General features: G+C 61.2%; 17 protein-coding genes and 5 tRNA genes. 18 read left to right on the top strand and 4 right to left on the bottom strand.

All coding sequences use genetic code 11. The annotated features are described in order from the left end of the window. Positions 1–50: 50 nt before the first annotated feature. The 4 genes from H663_RS26060 (at position 51) to H663_RS26045 (ending at position 609) form a co-directional block, all read left to right on the top strand. Positions 51–126 (top strand) — tRNA-Gly (locus H663_RS26060). A gap of 93 nt (positions 127–219) precedes the next feature. Further along, a tRNA-Cys gene (locus H663_RS26055) sits at positions 220–293 on the top strand. An 84-nt stretch (positions 294–377) separates the two neighbouring features. Next, positions 378–453, top strand: a tRNA-Gly gene (locus H663_RS26050). An 82-nt stretch (positions 454–535) separates the two neighbouring features. Beyond that, a tRNA-Cys gene (locus H663_RS26045) sits at positions 536–609 on the top strand. Positions 610–871: 262 nt separating this feature from the next. On the opposite strand, the gene H663_RS26040 is transcribed toward H663_RS26045, so the two are convergent. Next, entirely contained in the window at positions 872–1813 is a 942-nt protein-coding gene (locus tag H663_RS26040; RefSeq protein ID WP_053169993.1) for a LysR family transcriptional regulator, read from the bottom strand. A 96-nt stretch (positions 1814–1909) separates the two neighbouring features. On the opposite strand from H663_RS26040, the gene H663_RS26035 reads away from it, so the two are divergent. From H663_RS26035 to H663_RS25980, 13 genes are all read left to right on the top strand, one after another. Next, positions 1910–3127, top strand: a complete 1218-nt coding sequence (locus tag H663_RS26035) for a CaiB/BaiF CoA transferase family protein (RefSeq protein WP_053169991.1) — start codon at positions 1910–1912, stop codon at positions 3125–3127. Next, positions 3124–3621 carry a MaoC family dehydratase gene (locus H663_RS26030; protein WP_053169989.1) on the top strand — a complete coding sequence of 166 codons (498 nt, stop codon included), beginning with the start codon at positions 3124–3126 and terminating at the stop codon, positions 3619–3621. The genes H663_RS26035 and H663_RS26030 overlap by 4 nt, the downstream gene beginning before the upstream one ends. 40 nt (positions 3622–3661) lie before the next feature. After that, complete coding sequence (locus H663_RS26025) at positions 3662–4639, top strand: tripartite tricarboxylate transporter substrate binding protein (RefSeq protein ID WP_053169987.1); 978 nt, start codon at positions 3662–3664, stop codon at positions 4637–4639. A gap of 33 nt (positions 4640–4672) precedes the next feature. Next, complete coding sequence (locus tag H663_RS26020) at positions 4673–5680, top strand: Bug family tripartite tricarboxylate transporter substrate binding protein (RefSeq protein WP_053169985.1); 1008 nt, start codon at positions 4673–4675, stop codon at positions 5678–5680. After that, positions 5677–6930 (top strand): CaiB/BaiF CoA transferase family protein, encoded by a 1254-nt coding sequence (locus tag H663_RS26015; RefSeq protein WP_053169983.1) that lies wholly within the window; start codon positions 5677–5679, stop codon positions 6928–6930. The genes H663_RS26020 and H663_RS26015 overlap by 4 nt, the downstream gene beginning before the upstream one ends. Continuing rightward, positions 6927–8084 (top strand): acyl-CoA dehydrogenase family protein, encoded by a 1158-nt coding sequence (locus H663_RS26010; protein WP_053169981.1) that lies wholly within the window; start codon positions 6927–6929, stop codon positions 8082–8084. Before H663_RS26015 ends, H663_RS26010 begins: the two co-directional genes overlap by 4 nt. A 12-nt stretch (positions 8085–8096) precedes the next feature. Continuing rightward, positions 8097–9098, top strand: coding sequence for an acyl-CoA dehydrogenase family protein (locus tag H663_RS26005; protein WP_053169979.1), 1002 nt, complete (start codon positions 8097–8099; stop codon positions 9096–9098). 21 nt (positions 9099–9119) lie between these two features. Continuing rightward, entirely contained in the window at positions 9120–9914 is a 795-nt protein-coding gene (locus tag H663_RS26000; RefSeq protein ID WP_053169978.1) for a crotonase/enoyl-CoA hydratase family protein, read from the top strand. 74 nt (positions 9915–9988) lie between these two features. Continuing rightward, complete coding sequence (locus tag H663_RS41540; RefSeq protein WP_165803866.1) at positions 9989–10159, top strand: hypothetical protein; 171 nt, start codon at positions 9989–9991, stop codon at positions 10157–10159. A 133-nt stretch (positions 10160–10292) separates the two neighbouring features. Continuing rightward, on the top strand, positions 10293–10685 hold the full coding sequence (locus tag H663_RS25995; protein WP_053169976.1) for an MAPEG family protein: 393 nt from the start codon (positions 10293–10295) through the stop codon (positions 10683–10685). Between the two features lie 40 nt (positions 10686–10725). Further along, positions 10726–10817 (top strand) — tRNA-Leu (locus tag H663_RS25990). 23 nt (positions 10818–10840) lie between these two features. Beyond that, positions 10841–11473: a DUF6806 family protein gene (locus H663_RS25985; protein ID WP_053169973.1), complete on the top strand. Its 633-nt coding sequence runs from the start codon at positions 10841–10843 to the stop codon at positions 11471–11473. Between the two features lie 12 nt (positions 11474–11485). Then, positions 11486–12787, top strand: a complete 1302-nt coding sequence (locus H663_RS25980) for an MFS transporter (protein WP_053169971.1) — start codon at positions 11486–11488, stop codon at positions 12785–12787. On the opposite strand, the gene murI is transcribed toward H663_RS25980, so the two are convergent. The 3 genes from murI to H663_RS25965 form a co-directional block, all read right to left on the bottom strand. Beyond that, on the bottom strand, positions 12788–13639 hold the full coding sequence (gene murI / locus H663_RS25975; protein WP_053169970.1) for a glutamate racemase: 852 nt from the start codon (positions 13637–13639) through the stop codon (positions 12788–12790). It abuts the gene before it with no gap. A 105-nt stretch (positions 13640–13744) separates the two neighbouring features. Then, positions 13745–15298 carry a fumarate hydratase gene (locus H663_RS25970; protein ID WP_053169967.1) on the bottom strand — a complete coding sequence of 518 codons (1554 nt, stop codon included), beginning with the start codon at positions 15296–15298 and terminating at the stop codon, positions 13745–13747. A gap of 48 nt (positions 15299–15346) precedes the next feature. Next, positions 15347–15946, bottom strand: a complete 600-nt coding sequence (locus H663_RS25965; protein ID WP_053171465.1) for a TIGR00645 family protein — start codon at positions 15944–15946, stop codon at positions 15347–15349. A gap of 180 nt (positions 15947–16126) precedes the next feature. On the opposite strand from H663_RS25965, the gene acs reads away from it, so the two are divergent. After that, positions 16127–18088: an acetate--CoA ligase gene (gene acs, locus H663_RS25960; RefSeq protein WP_053169965.1), complete on the top strand. Its 1962-nt coding sequence runs from the start codon at positions 16127–16129 to the stop codon at positions 18086–18088. Positions 18089–18215: the final 127 nt, after the last annotated feature.

Below are 18215 nucleotides of genomic sequence, written 5' to 3'. Positions count from 1 at the left end.
ATTTACACCATTGCAGATAACAAATCATATAATGCTAAGTTATCTGAAATGCGGGAATAGCTCAGTTGGTAGAGCGCAACCTTGCCAAGGTTGAGGTCGCGAGTTCGAGCCTCGTTTCCCGCTCCAAATATTGAAAGAAGTGCCAACATCTTTCAGCAAATAGGGAAGCCAAAGCTTCCCTTTTTTGTGCGGTTTTCGAGATTCCTTTTGAAGGAACAGGGCGCGGTAGCAAAGCGGTTATGCACCGGATTGCAAATCCGTGTAGGTCGGTTCGACTCCGGCCCGCGCCTCCAGTCTTGAGAATGTGCATGTTTGAATTTGTTGTCACATAGAGCGGATGTTGTTCGGATCCGTTGTATAATTCAAAGCTAGACAATGCGGGAATAGCTCAGTTGGTAGAGCGCAACCTTGCCAAGGTTGAGGTCGCGAGTTCGAGCCTCGTTTCCCGCTCCAAACAATGAAAGAAGTGCCAACATCTTTCAGCAAAAAGGGAAGCCAAAGCTTCCCTTTTTTGTCAGAACTTTTTTCTGAACATGGCTCGGTAGCAAAGCGGTTATGCACCGGATTGCAAATCCGTGTAGGTCGGTTCGACTCCGGCCCGAGCCTCCATGATTTCAAGACTGAAATCAACAAACCAGCCCGCTTCGTGCGGGCTTTTTTGTGTCCGTAATTTCGCACTGGAGAACGGCGACTGACAAGAATCAGGCTTCTCATCTGTTGATCCGGCACGCTGAAGCTTGAATTTTTTGCACCGTCACCTCGCAGGTCGGTAGCTTTAGCTACGACGTTGTTGGCTACGGCGCGGGCACTTGTCGGCGCTGAAGATACCAACCTACAAGACTTTTGCTAACGAATACTTCACAGGGCCAGATCAATCTTGTGCTGGATGGTTGCAAGTGTCGTCTGACTTTTGTGCAATCTGTTTGTTGTCCAGACCCGCGAGCGTCTCCCTGAACCTGCGCGCTGCAGGCGTTTCGGTGTCGGGCCGCCACAGCAGTGCAATGCCAATTTCGGTGGCTGCGCCTGGTCCGTGTACCTTGCGGAACACCACGCCCGGCATGGCGTGGCGGGTGGCCACAGAGGGCACCAGGGCCACGCCCAGGCCGCTCTCGACCAAACTGACCACGGTTTGTACCTGCACAGCCTCTTGCTGTACCTGGGGCACAAAACCCGCTTGTTGGCACGCGAGCAAGGCCATCGCGTGCAGGCCCGGCACCGCCTGGGCGCTGTACATGACAAAGGGCTGGGCTGCGAGGTCCGATAGTTTGAGCTTGGTCTTTGCCAGCAGCGGGTGGCTATCGGGGAGCGCTGCCACAAACACATCCCGTTCGATGGGCGTCATGCGGGCCTGGGTGGCTTGCACCATCGGAAAGCGCAGCAGCCCCGCATCCAGATCGCCTTGCTCCACCTGCTCGATCAGTCGTCGCGTGGTGGACTCGCTCAGCACCAGTTCGACTTCCGGGTAGCGCGCACGAAACAGCGGCATTAGACGGGGCATGAGCGAATAGGTGGCCGAGCCGATGAAGCCGATGCGCAGCGTGCCAGCTTCGCCCCGGGCTGTGGCGGTGGCCGTGCGGCCGAACTGCTCGGTGTGAAACAGCGCGCGGCGTGCGTCGGCCAGCGCCGCCTCGCCCGCAGGCGTGAGGTGGGTGCCGCGACGCGTGCGCTCGAACAAGCGCACACCCAAGTCTTCTTCAAGTTTGCGGATCGATGCCGACAGCGGCGGCTGCGAGATGTGCAGTCGCTCGGCCGCGCGGTGGTAGTTCAGGGTTTCGGCAAGGGCCACAAAGTGGCGCAGCTGGCGGGTGTCCATTGATATCCAATAGCAATCACAGAGGTGAAAACAAATATTAGACGAAAACACCTGCGGTAGAAATAATGGGCTGCAATACTCCCATCCGTCTCAGGTATGCAGCCACTTCAAGGAATTCGGGTCCTGGACCTGTCGAGCGTGATCTTTGGACCCTTGGCAAGCCAGGTACTGGCCGATTACGGCGCCGAAGTCATCAAGGTCGAGCCGCCCGAGGGAGACTCGACGCGCCACACGGGCCCGGGCCGGGAGCCGGGCATGGCCGCCATGTTCATGGGCTCCAACCGCAGCAAAAAGAGCCTGGTGCTCGACCTCAAGCAGCCCGCAGCCCAGCAGGCCTTGCAGGCGTTGGTGGATTCTGCGGACGTGTTCATGCACAGCATGCGGCCTCAAAAACTGGCGGCATTGGGCATTGACCCTGAGACGCTGCGTCAACGAAACCCCCGACTGGTCTACGCCAGTTTGCTGGGCTTTTTGCCGGGGCCTTATGCAGGCAGGCCAGCGTACGACGACGTGATCCAGGGCATGTCGGGCCTGGCAGACCTGATGGAACGCCAGACGGGCGAGGCGCGTTACTTGCCCACCATTGCTGCCGACAAAACCTGTGGCCATGTGGCCGCGCACGCCATTTTGGCGGCCTTGATGCAGCGCGAACGCACGGGCCAGGGGGCACTGGTGGAGATCCCGATGTTCGAGTCCATGGTGGGCTTCAATCTGGTGGAGCACTTTTATGGTCAACACTTTGTGCCGCCGCTGTCGGCTGCGGGTTACCCGCGTGTGCTGGCGCCTTGGCGCAGGCCTTACCGCACGGCCGATGGCCATGTGGCCATGATGCCTTACACCACCACCCACTGGCAGCGGCTCTTTGCCCAGGTCGGTCGCCCTGACTTGGCGGCGGACCCGCGCTTTGCCGACATCGCGCAGCGCACAAAGCACATTGCCGAGTTGCTCGAACTCGCGTCCGGTTTTGTGGAAAAGCACAACACGGCCTACTGGATCGCCACCTGCGAGCGGCTCGAAATCCCAGCAGCGCCCGTGGGGCGGCTTGACGATTTGCCGCAAGACCCGCATTTGTTGGCCACCGGGTTTTTCGAGTCGGTGCAAGACCCTGCCATGGGCGAGGTGCGCTTTCCGGGGGTGCCTGTGCGCTTCAACGGCCAGCGCCCGCCCGTGGCGCTGCCGCCGCGCTTGGGCGAACACACGCGAGCCCTGCTGTCCGCTGCGGGCTTGTCTGCCGCGCAGATCGACGCCATGCTGGACAGCGGCGCGGCCGTGGCCCCCACCCTTTCCAGCGATTCCGGAGTTTCACACCCATGAGCAGCGCAGCGTTTTCGACAGCGGCGGTGGACCGCACTTTGCCTCAGCTGGGGCGCGGTTTTGTCTGGCAAGACCTCACGGTCGGTCAGCGCATGCGCACCTTCCGGCGCACCATCACCGAGACCGATTTGGTCAACTTCATTTCGGTCACGGGCATGCTCGAAGCCATCTTCATCGAAGAAGGCTACGAAGGCGGCGCGATGGCCGGGCGTCCTGTGCCGGGCGCACTGACCTACACCTTGATCGAAGGCTTCATCTTGCAGACCATGATCCAGGGCACGGGTCTGGCCATGCTGGAACTGCACCAGAAAATTTTGGCACCTGTGGTGGTGGGCGACACCATTGAGGCCGTGATCGAGGTGACCGACATCCGCCCTACCTCGCGCAGCGGTCGCGCCGTGGTCACGTCGCGCATCGATGTGTTCAATCAGCATGACATCCCGGTCATGACTTACACCGCCACACGCTTGTTGGCAGGACGCCAAGCCGGTTGAGCATTTTCAAAATATCCGATTCATCAAAGGAGACACCACCATGAACATCACCCACACTTTGCGCAGAACCCTGCTGGGCCTGGCCGCTGCGGCTTTGCTGCCGCTTGCCGCCTGGGCGCAGGCTTACCCGAGCAAGCCCATCACCCTGCTCGTGCCCTTCCCGCCGGGCGGCCCCACCGATCTTGTTGCGCGTGTGCTGGCCAAGAAAATGTCGGAGCAGATGGGCCAGTCCATCGTGATCGACAACAAGCCCGGTGCCAATGGCAACATTGCCGCCGTGGCCGCAGCCAAGGCTCCGGCGGACGGTTACACCGTGCTGTACAACACCTCGTCCATCACCTTGAGCCCGGCGCTCTACAAAAGCCTGACCTACGACGTACAGCGAGACCTCGCGCCCGTGGCGCTCACGGCCGTGGTGCCCCTGGCCTTGGTGGTCAACCCCGCCGTGCCTGCCAACAACGTGCGCGAGTTCATCGCTTACGCCAAAGCCAACCCCGGCAAGCTGTCTTATGGTTCGGCAGGCAATGGCAACGTGACGCACTTGGCGGCTTTTCAACTGGTGCGGCACCACGACATCGACGCCACGCATGTGCCCTACCGTGGCAGCGCCCCGGCTGACGTGGACCTGGTGGCAGGTCAGATCCAGTTCATGACCGACACCATCAACTCGGTCATGCCTTTCGTGAAGGATAAGCGCCTGAAGTTGCTGGCGGTCACCACCAGCCAGCGCATGTCGCTTTTTCCTGAAGTGCCCACACTGTCCGAGACCGTGATGCCCGGTTTTGAGGCTGGCGCATGGCAGGGCATCATGGTGCCCGCCAACACACCCAAAACGGTGGTGCAACGGCTGAACGCCGAAATCAACAAAGCTTTGCAGAGCGCCGAGGTCAAGGAAAAGCTGGCGCTTCAAGGCGCCGAGCCGCTGGGCTCGACCCCGGAAGAATACGGCGCTTACGTGAAGAAAGAGCTTGCCCGCTGGGCTGCGGTCGTCAAGGCCACGGGCGTGACGCTCGAATAACACCCGATAAAGCCAAACGACAGGAGACAAGCCATGACCGAACGCCGACAAATCATTCAAATACTCACCACCACCGCCCTGCTGGCCGCAACCCTGGGCGCAACTTCGGTGCAAGCCCAGACCGCTGCACCTGCACCACAAGCGGCGGCTTTCCCATCGAAGCCTTTGCGCTTTGTGGTGCCGTTCCCGCCGGGCAGCGGCACCGACACCTCGGCGCGTTACTTCGCCAAAAAGCTGACCGAGATGACGGGCCAAACCGTGGTGGTGGACAACAAGCCAGGTGCCAACGGCTTCATCGCTGTGCGTGCAGTGCAAAGCGCACCGGCCGACGGCTACACCGTCTTTGTGGGCAGCAATTCCACGCTGGCGGTGAACGCCGCGCTCTTCAAGTCTTTGCCCTATGACCCGGTGGCCGACTTCGCGCCGCTGACCATGATGATGCGCGCGGCCGCTTTGTTGATCGTGCCCGGTCAGTCGGAGTACAAGACCGTCGCCGATCTGGTTGCAGCCGCCAAGGCCAAACCCGGCCAACTCAATTACGGGGCGGGCTCGGCCGGTTACCAGTTGATGGCCGAGGCCTTCAACGATGCGACCCGCATCCAGGCGATGCATGTGCCTTTCAAGGGCGCCAGCGAAGTGGTGTCGGCGGTGACCGCAGGCACGGTGCAGTTTGCCTTTGCCGAGATGACGAGCGCGCAAGAGATGGTCAAGGCGGGCAAGCTGCGCGCACTGGCTTTTGCGTCAGAGCAGCGCTCGTCCACACTGCCCGCCGTGCCCACAGCCACAGAAGCAGGTTTGCCGGGCTTCACGGCTTACACCTGGGTAGGGGCCATGGTGTCGGTCAAGACGCCCAAGGCCGAAACCGACAAACTCGCGAGCTTGCTCACCGCCATCGAGCGGCTGCCCGAAACCCGTGAGTTTTATGAGCGCTTGGGTGCTGAGGTGATGAGCGGTGGCCCCGAAGAAATGCGCGCCTTCCAGGCGGCCGAGATCAAGCTCTGGAAACGCATTGCCACCAGCGCCAAGGTGGAGCAGCAATGACGGCTGCCAGCGCAGACACCCCTCCACGCGGCGCGCTCTCGCACATCCGCGTGCTCGACCTCTCGCGTGTACTGGCGGGTCCGTGGGCCGCGCAAACCTTGGGCGACTTGGGTGCGGAGATCATCAAGGTCGAGCGCCCCGAAACGGGTGACGACACCCGCACTTGGGGCCCGCCGTACCTGAAAGACGCACAGGGTGAACCCACGCGCGATGCGGCTTACTACCTGTGCACCAACCGCAACAAGAAGTCGATTGCCGTCGACTTGAGCAGTGCCGAAGGCCAGCAGCTGGTGCGTGACTTGGCACTGCAATGCGATGTGCTGATCGAGAACTTCAAAGTGGGCAGCCTGCAGCAGTACGGCTTGGATTACGACACGCTGCACGCCATCCACCCCCGGCTGGTGTACTGCTCGGTCACGGGCTTTGGCCAGACGGGGCCTTATGCCCAGCGCGCAGGCTATGACTTTTTGATCCAGGGCATGGGTGGGCTCATGAGCATCACGGGCCAGCCCGACGGCACGGCGGGCGCTGGCCCCATGAAGGTGGGTGTGGCGCTCACCGACATCCTGACGGGTCTGTACGCCAGCACCAGCATCCTGGCGGCCTTGCAGGCCCGCGAGGTGACCGGCCGCGGTCAGCACATTGACTTGGCATTGCTCGACGTGGGTGTGGCGTGTCTCGCCAACCAGTCGATGAACTACCTGCACAGCGGCGTGGCTCCCCGGCGCATGGGCAACGCCCACCCGAACACGGTGCCCTACCAGGACTTTCCGACGGCCGACGGCCACATGATTTTGGCCATGGGCAACGATGGGCAGTTTGCCCGCTTTTGCAAAACCGCTGGCCGACCCGAATGGGCAGGCGATGCGCGCTTTGTGACCAACGCCGCACGCGTGCAAAACCGCGTGGCCCTGATCGAGCTGATGCGTGCGCTCACCGTCACCCGCAGCACGCGCGAGTGGGTGGCCTTGCTCGAATCGGCAGGCGTGCCCTGCGGCCCCATCAACACCTTGGCCGATGTGTTTGAAGACCCGCAGGTCCAGGCCCGCGGCATGCAGATCCACATGGACCACGCTGCGCGTGACGACGTGGCCTTGGTGGCCAGCCCGATCCGCATGTCGGACACGCCTGTGCAGTACCGCCTCGCGCCGCCGCTCTTGGGGCAGCACACCCGCGAGGTGCTGGGCGATATGCTGGCGCTGGACGAAGAGACCCTGACAAGTTTGTTTGAAAAAGGGGTGTTGGCATGAGCCAGCTTGATTCGTTGAACCCGTCGGCCATTCCTGCGCAAGACGAAGCGCTGCGCCAGGAGGTGCGGGCCTTTCTTGTGGAGGCCATGCGTGGCGTGCCCGCACATGTCCGCGCCCGCTCCTGGTCGGGCTATGACCCGGCGTTCAGCCGTGAGCTGGGCCGCAGGGGCTGGCTGGGCATCACGTTCCCCACAGCCTATGGCGGCGCTGGACGCAGCGCGTTTGCGCGCTATGTGCTGGTCGAGGAATTCTTGAACTTTGGCGCGCCCGTGGGCTCGCACTGGATCGCCGACCGCCAAAGCGGCCCCTTGCTGCTCAAGTACGGCACCGAAGCGCAAAAGCAGCGCTACCTGCCCGCCATTTGCCGTGGCGAGGCGTTCTTTTGCATCGGCATGAGCGAGCCCGGTTCGGGCTCGGACCTGGCCAGTGTGCGCACCCGTGCCGTGCCTCATGAAGCAGGCTGGTTGCTGAACGGCCAGAAAATTTGGACCACCAACGCCCACAACTGCCACTTCATGATCGCGCTGGTGCGCACCATTGGCGAGGCGAGCGACCGCCACAAGGGCTTGTCGCAGATGATTGTGGACTTGTCCTTGCCGGGCGTCACGGTGCGGCCCATCGTGGACCAGTCGGGCGACAGCCATTTTTGCGAAGTCTTTTTCGAGAATGTTCAGCTGGGGCCCGACGCCTTGGTGGGCGACGAAGGCGGCGGCTGGGAGCAGGTCACGGCCGAGCTGGCTTTTGAGCGCAGCGGGCCCGAGCGGCTGTACTCCAGCATCGCCTTGTTTGACGAGTGGCTGGCCTATGTGCGCACGCCACAAGGCCGCACACCGCAGGCCCAGCGCCTGGCGGGCAAGATCTTGAGCCAGTTGGCACCGCTGCGCGCCATGTCGGTGGCCATCACCGAAAAACTCACGCGGGGTGAAAGCCCGGTGGTGGAAGCTGCTCTGGTCAAAGACCTGGGCACAGGCGTGGAGCAGCTGATCCCGGCGGCGATTGCCGACGACCTGTTCTCGCGCACCGACACCGATGTGCCCGCCGAGTTGCTCAACACGCTTAACTACATCACGCAGGTCGCGCCCAGCTACTCGCTGCGCGGCGGCACACGCGACATACTGCGCGGCATGATCGCGCGCGGCCTGGGCTTGCGCTGAAAAGGAAACACCATGGACGATCTTTTTGCAGATGCCGTCAAGGCCCTGCTCACCGACCACTGCACCCCTGCAGTGGTGCGCGCCATCGAAGCGGGGCAAGCCTCCGCCCCTTTGTGGCAACAGCTCGAAGACTCGGGCTTTGTTGATGCGCTGGTGCCCGAATCTGCCGGGGGCGCAGGGCTGGCCTTGGCCGATGTGTACGCAATGCTGGAGCTGTGCGGCAGCTTTGCCGTGCCCGTGCCCTTGGGGGAGACCTTGCTGGCGCGGGGCCTGCTGGCGCATGCGGGCGTGTCCGCACCCAAGGGCTCGGTGGTGTTTGGCACCGGCCAACCGGCCAGCGATGGCCGTTTGCATTGCCCCCAGGTGCGTTGCGGCACACAAGCCGATTGGGTGCTGGTGTCGTTTGGCGGTGCTTGCCGTCTCTTGCCTGCGGCCGATAGCCAAATGCAAGTGGCCGGGTTTTGCCTGGACGCGCAGATGAGCTGGCCCCAGGCGGCCTGGGACGCCGCACAGGCGGTGCCCGGCAAGCACGACCTGGTGACACTGCAAGCGGCCCTGTATGCCGCCCAACTGGCCGGGGCGCTGATGGCGGTCTTCAGCCGCACCCTGCAGTACGCCAACGACCGCCAGCAGTTCGGCAAACCGATTGGTAAATTCCAGGCGATCCAGCACCAGCTGAGCGTCATGTCCGAGCATGCGTTTGCTGCGCGCATGGCCGCACAGTTGGGGCTGTCGGCTGCGGGCCAAGTGCCCGACCGTTTGCGTGTGGCGATGGCCAAGGCCCGCACCAGCGAGGCGGCGCTCGAAGTGGCGGGGCTGAGCCACTCCATCCACGGTGCAATCGGGTTCACACGCGAGTTTGACCTGCAGCTCTACACCCGCAGGCTGCATGCCTGGCGGCAAGCGGCCGGGTCAGAGTCTTACTGGCACGATGTGCTGGGCCAGGCCTTGCTGGACAGCCCCGAGCCGCTCAGCCTGGACCTCGTGCGCACGCTCACCGATACGGTGCTTTGATTTCTTTCGACAGGAAACCCCATGAACGCTTTTCTCAACATCACCCGTGAGGGCGGCATCGCCATCCTCACCATGAGCCAGCCTGAGACCCGCAACGCCCTGACGGGCAACACGGCGGTCGAGGAGTTTGTGCAGGCCTGCGCCGACATCACCAAAGACACCAGTATTCGTGCGGTGATCCTGACGGCCGAAGGCCCGGTCTTCAGCTCGGGCGGTAACGTGAAGGACATGCTGCGCTACCAAACGCAACAACTCATGCCCGACGTCATCCGCGAGGAATACCGCAACGGCATCCAGCGCCTGCCCAAGGCGCTTTACAACCTCGATGTGCCCGTGATCGCTGCCATCAATGGCCCGGCCATTGGCGCGGGGCTGGATTTGACATGCATGTGCGACATCCGCATCGCCTCCGACAAGGCCATCTTTGCCGAGAGTTTTGTGAAAGTGGGCATCGTTCCGGGTGACGGCGGCGCTTGGCTGCTGCCGCGCGCGGTGGGTGCGTCCAAAGCGGCCGAGATGGCGTTCACGGGCGAGGCCCTGACGGCCGAGCAGGCGCTGGCCTGCGGACTGGTCTCACGGGTGGTGGCACCCGATCAATTGATGCCCGAGGCGCTGGCTCTGGCCCGCAAGATCGCAGCCAACCCGGGCGCGGTGCTGCGCATGACCAAGCGCTTGCTGCGCGAGGGTGAGCGCAGTTCGCTGGAATCGCTGCTGGAGTTGTCGGCTGGTTACCAAGCCATTGCCCACATGACCGACGACCACCACGAGGCGGTGAATGCGTTCATCGAAAAGCGCCCGCCGAAGTTTTCGGTCTGACAGGGCGCTTGTGCCGGGTGCCACCTTCAACTTGTGGCTTAATATCGCTTTTGCATTTTTATCTGGAGCCATCGATGGGCAACAAAATCGTCACCGAAGCAGATCGTAAATTCACCCCCCCACTGCCAGCCTTGCCTGGCGTGACCCTGCGCACACCTGGCCGTGGCCAGCGCGTCAGTCTGGAGCGTGGTGTGGCGACTCGCAGCAAGAAAAACCCCGGCAAGCGCTCCAAAAAGGGCGGTTGATCCTGGCTGTTGCAGCGGCGCGCTGTGACAGATTGCCAAGCCACTGACGAAGATCAGTGGCTTTTTTTTGGGGTTTGTCGCCAAATGTTTGATGGTCAGACGGCCGCAGCCCGAACCGATGTGAGGTGAAAAAATGCTGATTTCTTATGCTGCGATTTTGGTGGCGGGCTTGATGCCTGTCATTTGTGCAGGCATTGCCAAGGCGGGGGCCAAAAGTTATGACAACCACGACCCCCGAGCATGGTTGGCGCAGCAAACAGGTTTCCGTGCCCGCGCCAATGCCGCTCAGGCCAACAGCCTGGAGGCTTTTCCCTTTTTTGCCGTCGGCGTGGTGTTGGCTTTGCTCACGGGCGTGGACCCGTTTGTGGTCGACATGCTGGCCGCCGCGTTCATTGCTGCGCGCGTGGCCTATGTGGCGTGCTATTTGAGCGATAAGGCGCTGTTTCGTTCGATTTTTTGGGCGGTGGGTTATTTCAGCGTCATCGCCTTCTATGTGCTGGCCATGCTGAATTTGCAGCTGGATTGATTCCGGAAAAGCGACTTTATCAAGGCACAATAGAGGCTTGGCCCCGGTGGTGAAACTGGTAGACACACCGGACTTAAAATCCGTTGCTTCCTGAAAAGGGGCGTGCCGGTTCGATTCCGGCTCGGGGCACCAGCAGTCAGTTATAAGGCACCATCATGAACCACGACAACGCACCGTTCGAAATCCACGTGCATGGTGATGTGCCGATCAAGCCAGGCACCGACACCAAGTCCATTCAGGAAGCGCTCAAACCTCTTTGGCATTACACAGGTGCCCGCACTTTGAGCGAAGGCGCCCTGAGCTTGTATGAGGAAGAGCCAGGCATCCGCTTTGACGCCAACACCCAGCGGCTGCACATGTGCTGGACGGTGCGCGGGGACGAGGACTTCCGCATGGTGTTGGACGATTTGTGCATGAACCTCAATGATTTGTCTTCGGCGGGCACACAAATCGAAGTCACTTTTTATGACATCGAATTTGATGACGAAGACGAAGCCCGTGGCGCAGAGTCCCGCGATGATTTCGTGATGTTGTTTGTGGGCCCCGATCCGGGGGCCATCATGCAGGCCCAACGGGATTTGTTGATTCACGACGTGGTGAACTTGATGGAACGTCACTTTGACGGCGCCGAGTTGTCTGGCGTGGTGGCTGAAATAGACAAATTGTTCAGCCAGCGTTTTGACAACCTGGTGAGTTCGCTGGAACTGGGCAAACCGCCCAAAGGCTCGGGCGGCAATGGCAACTCAGGTCATGGTGGCGGTGGCCGCCGTCCCCGTCACTTGCATTGAAAAGGTGCAATCATGGCCTTGATGTTTTCCCGTGATGCACTGAACCCAGGTGTCCGTCTTCGTGAAGTGTTTGGCTGGGCCATGTATGACTTCGCCAATTCCGGTTACACCACGGTGGTCATCACGGCCGTGTTTGCGGCCTATTTTGTGGGTGGCGTGGCCGATGGGGCAGCTTGGGCCACACTGGCCTGGACCTCTGGCCTGAGTGTTTCCTATCTGATCGTGATGCTGAGCATGCCGGGCCTGGGCGCTTGGGCTGACCGTGTCGCAGGCAAAAAAAGACTGCTCATGTGGGTGACCTTGGGTTGTGTCATCAGCACCGCAGCGCTGGCCTGGGTGGGGCCTGGGCAAGTGGCACTGGGGCTTTTGATTTTGGTGGTGTCCAACACGTTTTTTTCTTACGGCGAGTCATTGACCGCTTCCTTTTTGCCCGAACTGGCCAAACCCGAGGCCATGGGCCGCGTCAGTGGCTGGGGGTGGTCGCTGGGTTATATCGGCGGCATGTTGACGCTGGGCGTGTGCCTGGCCTATGTGCTGGCTGCGCAAGCGCGTGGTGAGACAGGCAGCCAGTTTGTTCCCGTCACGATGCTGATCACGGCGCTGGTTTATGGGGCAGCATCCTGTGTCACGTTTGCTTTGATGCGTGAGCATTCACCGCCCCAACCCCATGCCCCTGTGGTGGGCATGTTGCACAGCTTGCGGGGATTGCGTCAAACCTTCCGTGATGCCCGCCCATACAAGGATTTCATTCGGCTCATGGCCTGCGCGGTGGCTTACCAGGGTGGGGTGGCGGTGGCCATTTCGCTGGCGGCCATTTATGCTGAACAGGTGATTGGCTTTCAGCCGCAAGAGACGATGGTGCTGATTTTTGTGCTCAACATCGCCGCTTTTGCGGGGGCCTTTGTGTTTGGCTATGCGCAAGACCGCATCGGACACAAATTGGCCTTGGCCTTGACCTTGGTGGGCTGGATCTTGACTTGTGTGATCGCTGCCTTGTCGAGCACCAAAGAGGTGTTCTGGTGGGCAGCGGCGATTGCCGGGGTGTGCATGGGGTCCAGCCAGTCATCGGGTCGTGCCATGGCCGGGCTCATGGTGCCGCCTGCGCGCTTGGGTGAGTTCTTTGGCCTGTGGACGTTTGCCATCCGCCTTGCGAGCATCCTGGGGCCTTTGAGCTACGGCCTCATCACCTGGCTCAGCGGCGGCAATCAGCGTCTGGCGATTGGCTCGACTTCCTTGCTGTTCGTCTTGGGCCTGGTTTTGCTCATACCTGTGAGCGTCGAGCGTGGCCGTCGCATGGCCATGGGGCAGGCCTGATCAGATTTGCCGTTCAGCCTTGTGACAGGTCGAATGGGGCAAATGGAGCCAGCGCTGTGCGGCCGCTTGCAGTGCACTGAGTTCACCATTGGTCAGCAACTGTGTGCGTGCTGATGCCGACAGCGGCGCTGGGCCGCTGCGCAATTGGCCTGCGAATTCGAGCAATCTTCGGGTTTGGCGGGCAACCGGCCCTCCGGTGGACACCAGCTGCACATCAGGCCCCAGCAAGTCGCGCAAGGGCTGGTGCGCAAACACATAGTGCGTGCAACCCAGCACCAGGGTGTCCAAGTCGCCCGGGGCCGTGCCAAAACGGCCCATCTGACGGGTGTAGTCCTGCAGCAATTGCCTGACTTTTTCATGCGCTTGCGGTGCAGATGGGGCATGTGTGCTCTGCTCAATGGCCAGCGCCAAACCTTGGCAGGGCTGAACCACAAACTCGGCCTGGTCTTGCAAGCTGACCAGCAGCCGGTGGAATTTGTCGCTGGACAGCGTGCCCTGTGTGCCGATGACGCCAATGCGCTGGGTTCGGCTCATGGCGATGGCTGGCTTGAGAGCGGGCTCTACCCCGATCAATGGCAAGTGCGGATGCTGGTTGCGCAACTCATGAATGGCCGCTGCGGTGGCCGTGTTGCAGGCCACCACCAGGGCTTTGATGCGGTGCCTCTCTATCAAGTGCCGGGCGATGGCCAGGCTGCGCTGGCGCACAAACACATCGCCCTTTTCACCATAGGGCGCATGGGCGCTGTCGGCCCAATACACAAAATGCTCGGCAGGCAGCTCCGATTGGAGGGCCTGCAACACGCTCAGGCCACCAATGCCGCTGTCAAAAACGCCGATGGGGGATTCGTTCATGAGGGCTCAGATGTCATCGCCGTGTCCCGCAGGAACGCCGCGTGGTGATCCAGATCTGGACGGCCACGCTGCGCTCGCAGTAACGGGACAGGCGCATGCAAGGCGTCAGGCCGCTGTGACGCCGATGCCTTTGAACTCGCCCGTGGCGATGCGCTTTTGCCATTCGGCGGGGCCGGTGATGTGGGCGCTGGTGCCGCCCGCGTCCACCGCTACCGTTACGGGCATGTCGACCACGTCGAATTCGTAGATGGCTTCCATGCCCATGTCGGCAAAACCCACCACCTGGGCGTGTTTGATGGCTTTGGACACGAGGTAAGCGGCACCGCCCACGGCCATCAGATAAGCGCTCTTGTGCTTTTTGATGGCTTCGATGGCGACGGGGCCGCGTTCAGCCTTGCCGATCATGGCGATCAGGCCGGTGTTGGCCAGCATCATCTCGGTGAAACCGTCCATGCGGGTGGCTGTGGTGGGACCGGCGGGGCCCACAGCCTCGTCGCCCACGGGGTCCACCGGGCCCACGTAATAGATCACGCGGTTCTTGAAGTCCACGGGCAGCGGTTCGCCCTTGGCCAGCATGTCCTGGATGCGTTTGTGCGCAGCGTCGCGGCCGGTGAGCATCTTGCCGTTGAGCAGCAGGGTCTGGCCGGGTTTCCAGGCCGCGACTTGCGCGGGTGTCAGGGTGTTCAGGTCCACGCGCTGGCTCTTTTCGGTGTCGGCCGTCCAGCCCACGTTGGGCCACAGGTCGAGCGAAGGCGCTTCGAGGTAGCTGGGGCCGGAGCCGTCGAGCACAAAGTGCGCGTGACGCGTGGCCGCGCAGTTGGGGATCATGGCCACGGGCTTGCTGGCCGCGTGGGTAGGGTACATCTTGATCTTGATGTCCAGCACGGTGGTGAGACCCCCCAAGCCTTGCGCGCCAATGCCCAAAGCGTTGACCTTGTGGTACAGCTCCAGACGCATCTCTTCAACGGGGTCGAGCTTTTCGCCTTTGCTGGATTTTTCGAGCAGCTGGTACATGTCCAGGTCGTCCATCAGGCTTTCCTTGGCCAAGAGCACTGCTTTTTCGGCCGTGCCGCCAATGCCGATGCCCAGCATGCCGGGCGGGCACCAGCCCGCGCCCATGGTGGGCACGGTTTTGAGCACCCAGTCGACGATGCTGTCGCCGGGGTTGAGCATGATCATCTTGGACTTGTTTTCGCTGCCGCCGCCTTTGGCAGCTACGGTCACGTGCACATGGTGGCCGGGCACGATCTTGGTGAAGATCACGGCAGGCGTGTTGTCCTTGGTGTTTTTACGGTTGAAGTGCGGGTCAGACACAACGGATGCACGCAGCGTGTTGTCGGGGTGGTTGTAGCCACGGCGCACGCCTTCGTTGATGGCGTCTTCCAAACTGCCGGTGAAGCCATCAAACTTCACGTCCATGCCGACTTCAAGGAACACGTTGACGATGCCGGTGTCCTGGCAAATCGGACGGTGGCCGAAGGCGCTCATCTTGCTGTTGGTCAGGATCTGCGCAATCGCGTCCTTGGCGGCGGGGCTTTGCTCGCGCTCGTAGGCGCTGGCCAGGTGCGAGATGAAGTCGGCAGGGTGGTAGTAGCTGATGTACTGCAGGGCGGCGGCGACGGATTCGATCAGGTCGTCTTGTTTGATCAGTGTGGTCATGGTGGTGTGATCCCGTGAAAATCAAAAAACAGTGATTCTGTTATGCGCTCAGTGGGCCTTGTCGTGGTGCGACATCAGGCGATCTGCGTAAGCAATCGCAATTGCGCTGAGCAAGAAAGCCATGTGGATCAGGGTTTGCCACATCAGCACTTTTTCGTCGTAGTTGGCGGCGTTGATGAAGGTTTTGAGCAGGTGAATCGAGCTGATGCCGATGATGGCCGTACCCAGCTTGACTTTGAGCACCGAGGCATTGACATGGCTCAGCCACTCGGGCTGGTCGGGGTGGCCTTCGAGGTTCAGGCGCGAGACAAAGGTTTCGTAGCCGCCCACGATGACCATGATCAGCAAGTTCGAGATCATGACCACGTCGATCAGGGCCAGCACGACCAACATGATCACCGTTTCATTCAGGGCCGTCAGGGGTGCATCTGCTTTGTAGCCAATGCTGCTGACCAGGGCTTGCAGTGCGGTTTGGCTGCCAAAGGCGGCTTCCAGCAAGTGCACCAGCTCTACCCAGAAATGGAAGACGTATACGGCTTGTGCGGCGATCAGTCCCAAATACAGTGGCAACTGCAGCCAACGGCTGGCAAAAATGAAGCTGCTCAGGGGGCTCAGGGAGGATTTGGCTGGGGGTGTGGGTTTGGACATGTTTTTCCTGGTTTTTTTGAGGGCAAGGGCCTCTCGTGACATCATTTGGATTTTAGGCGGTCCAATCCGGTATCTTGCCAACATGCGTGCAAGACTGCTGTCAGTCAGTGCTTTGTAAGAGCGAAAGCCGACATTTGTGCCAGTTTCAAACAACGTCCTGTCATTGAGGAGACAAATCTGATGAGTTCCAACGTTTACCAACCCAGCGCCGATTTTGTGAAAAACGCCCACATCTCGGGCATGCCCGCCTACGAAGCGCTGTGCCAAGAAGCCGAAGCCGACTACCAGGGCTACTGGGGCCGTCTGGCCAAGGAGCTGATCACCTGGAAGACGCCCTTCACTCAGGTGCTGGACGAATCCAACGCGCCTTTTTTCAAGTGGTTCGAAGACGGCACGCTGAACGCCTCTTACAACTGCCTGGACCGCAACGTCGAAAAAGGCCTGGGCGACAAGACCGCCATCATCTTTGAAGCCGATGGCGGAGAAGTGAGCCAAGTCACCTACAGCCAGCTGCTGGCCAAGACCTGCCAATACGCCAACGCACTCAAAAGCTTGGGCATCCAAAAAGGTGACCGCGTGGTCATCTACATCTCCATGTCCATCGACGGCGTGGCGGCCATGCAGGCCTGCGCCCGCATCGGCGCGACCCACTCGGTGGTGTTCGGTGGTTTCTCGGCCCAGTCGCTGCGCGACCGCATCGAAGACACGGGCGCTGTGGCCGTGATCACTGCCGACAACCAAGTGCGCGGCGGCAAGCTGCTGCCCCTCAAGTCCATCGTGGACGAAGCCATCAATTTGGGCGGCTGCGACTCCATTAAGAATGTGCTGGTCGTCAAGCGCTCGGGCGCTGATATCGCCATGACCGCTGGGCGCGACGTGTGGATGGCTGAGCTGGCTGACAGCCAAGCCACCACCTGCGAGCCCGAGTGGGTCGGTGCCGAGCACCCCCTGTTTTTGCTCTACACCTCCGGCTCCACCGGCAAGCCCAAAGGTGTGCAACACAGCACCGGCGGCTATTTGCTGCACGCAGCCTTGACCACCAAGTGGACCTTCGACTTGAAAGCCGACGACGTGTTCTGGTGCACGGCCGACATCGGCTGGGTCACGGGCCACACGTACATCACCTATGGTCCCTTGGCTTTGGGCGGCACCGAGATCGTGTTCGAAGGCGTGCCCACATACCCAGACGCAGGCCGATTCTGGAAGATGATCCAGGACCACAAAGTTTCGATTTTCTACACCGCGCCCACCGCCATCCGCTCGCTGATCAAGGCCGCAGAAGCCAACGACGCCGTGCACCCCAAGAGCTACAACTTGAGCAGCCTGCGCTTGTTGGGTTCGGTCGGCGAGCCGATCAACCCAGCCGCCTGGGAGTGGTACTACGAACACGTGGGCGGCAGCTGTTGCCCCATCGTGGACACCTTCTGGCAAACCGAAACCGGTGGCCACATGATCACCCCGCTGCCTGGCGTGACCCCCATGGTGCCCGGTTCCTGCACGCTGCCGTTCCCCGGCATACAGGCAGCCATCGTGGACGAAACCGGCAAAGACATGCCCAATGGCCAGGGCGGCATTTTGGTTGTCAAGCGCCCATGGCCTTCCATGATCCGCAACATCTGGGGTGATCCCGAGCGCTTCAAGAAGAGCTACTACCCTGAAGACTTCAAGGGCAAGTACTATCTGGCCGGCGACGGCGCGATCCGCGACGAGAAAACCGGTTACTTCACCATCACCGGCCGCATCGACGACGTGCTCAACGTCTCCGGTCACCGCATGGGCACGATGGAAATCGAATCAGCGTTGGTCAGCTGCACCGAGCTGGTGGCCGAAGCCGCCGTGGTGGGCCGCCCTGACGACACCACGGGTGAGGCGATTTGCGCCTTCGTGGTGCTCAAGCGCTCGCTGCCCAACACTGAAGAAGGCAAGGCCATTGCCAAGCAGTTGCGCGACCACATTGCCAAGGAAATCGGCCCGATCGCCAAGCCCAAGGACATCCGCTTTGGCGAGAACCTGCCCAAGACCCGCTCGGGCAAGATCATGCGCCGCCTGCTGCGCTCGCTGGCCAAAGGCGAAGCGATCACACAAGACACCTCGACGCTGGAAAACCCCCACATCCTGGGGCAGTTGGGTCAGGCTTATTGATCTGCTGATGAAAAAAAGCACAAACGGCAGCCTCGGCTGCCGTTTTTTGTAGGTCGGGGGGCGCAGTTCCTGATGTTTGCAACATGATCACTGGCGCTCTTGGATGCAGGGGCGGTGCATTGAAAAA

This window comes from Limnohabitans planktonicus II-D5, assembly GCF_001270065.2.
Taxonomy (GTDB): domain Bacteria; phylum Pseudomonadota; class Gammaproteobacteria; order Burkholderiales; family Burkholderiaceae_C; genus Limnohabitans_A; species Limnohabitans_A planktonicus.
This window is presented reverse-complemented; position numbering and strand designations above follow the sequence as displayed.

Bases quoted from the DNA above. Each gene is read 5' to 3' on its own strand.
- H663_RS26040 (WP_053169993.1), bottom strand. From the start codon at position 1,813: ATGGACACCCGCCAGCTGCGCCACTTTGTGGCCCTTGCCGAAACCCTG.
- H663_RS26035 (WP_053169991.1), top strand. From the start codon at position 1,910: ATGCAGCCACTTCAAGGAATTCGGGTCCTGGACCTGTCGAGCGTGATC.
- H663_RS26030 (WP_053169989.1), top strand. From the start codon at position 3,124: ATGAGCAGCGCAGCGTTTTCGACAGCGGCGGTGGACCGCACTTTGCCT.
- H663_RS26025 (WP_053169987.1), top strand. From the start codon at position 3,662: ATGAACATCACCCACACTTTGCGCAGAACCCTGCTGGGCCTGGCCGCT.
- H663_RS26020 (WP_053169985.1), top strand. From the start codon at position 4,673: ATGACCGAACGCCGACAAATCATTCAAATACTCACCACCACCGCCCTG.
- H663_RS26015 (WP_053169983.1), top strand. From the start codon at position 5,677: ATGACGGCTGCCAGCGCAGACACCCCTCCACGCGGCGCGCTCTCGCAC.
- H663_RS26010 (WP_053169981.1), top strand. From the start codon at position 6,927: ATGAGCCAGCTTGATTCGTTGAACCCGTCGGCCATTCCTGCGCAAGAC.
- H663_RS26005 (WP_053169979.1), top strand. From the start codon at position 8,097: ATGGACGATCTTTTTGCAGATGCCGTCAAGGCCCTGCTCACCGACCAC.
- H663_RS26000 (WP_053169978.1), top strand. From the start codon at position 9,120: ATGAACGCTTTTCTCAACATCACCCGTGAGGGCGGCATCGCCATCCTC.
- H663_RS41540 (WP_165803866.1), top strand. From the start codon at position 9,989: ATGGGCAACAAAATCGTCACCGAAGCAGATCGTAAATTCACCCCCCCA.
- H663_RS25995 (WP_053169976.1), top strand. From the start codon at position 10,293: ATGCTGATTTCTTATGCTGCGATTTTGGTGGCGGGCTTGATGCCTGTC.
- H663_RS25985 (WP_053169973.1), top strand. From the start codon at position 10,841: ATGAACCACGACAACGCACCGTTCGAAATCCACGTGCATGGTGATGTG.
- H663_RS25980 (WP_053169971.1), top strand. From the start codon at position 11,486: ATGGCCTTGATGTTTTCCCGTGATGCACTGAACCCAGGTGTCCGTCTT.
- murI (WP_053169970.1), bottom strand. From the start codon at position 13,639: ATGAACGAATCCCCCATCGGCGTTTTTGACAGCGGCATTGGTGGCCTG.
- H663_RS25970 (WP_053169967.1), bottom strand. From the start codon at position 15,298: ATGACCACACTGATCAAACAAGACGACCTGATCGAATCCGTCGCCGCC.
- H663_RS25965 (WP_053171465.1), bottom strand. From the start codon at position 15,946: ATGTCCAAACCCACACCCCCAGCCAAATCCTCCCTGAGCCCCCTGAGC.
- acs (WP_053169965.1), top strand. From the start codon at position 16,127: ATGAGTTCCAACGTTTACCAACCCAGCGCCGATTTTGTGAAAAACGCC.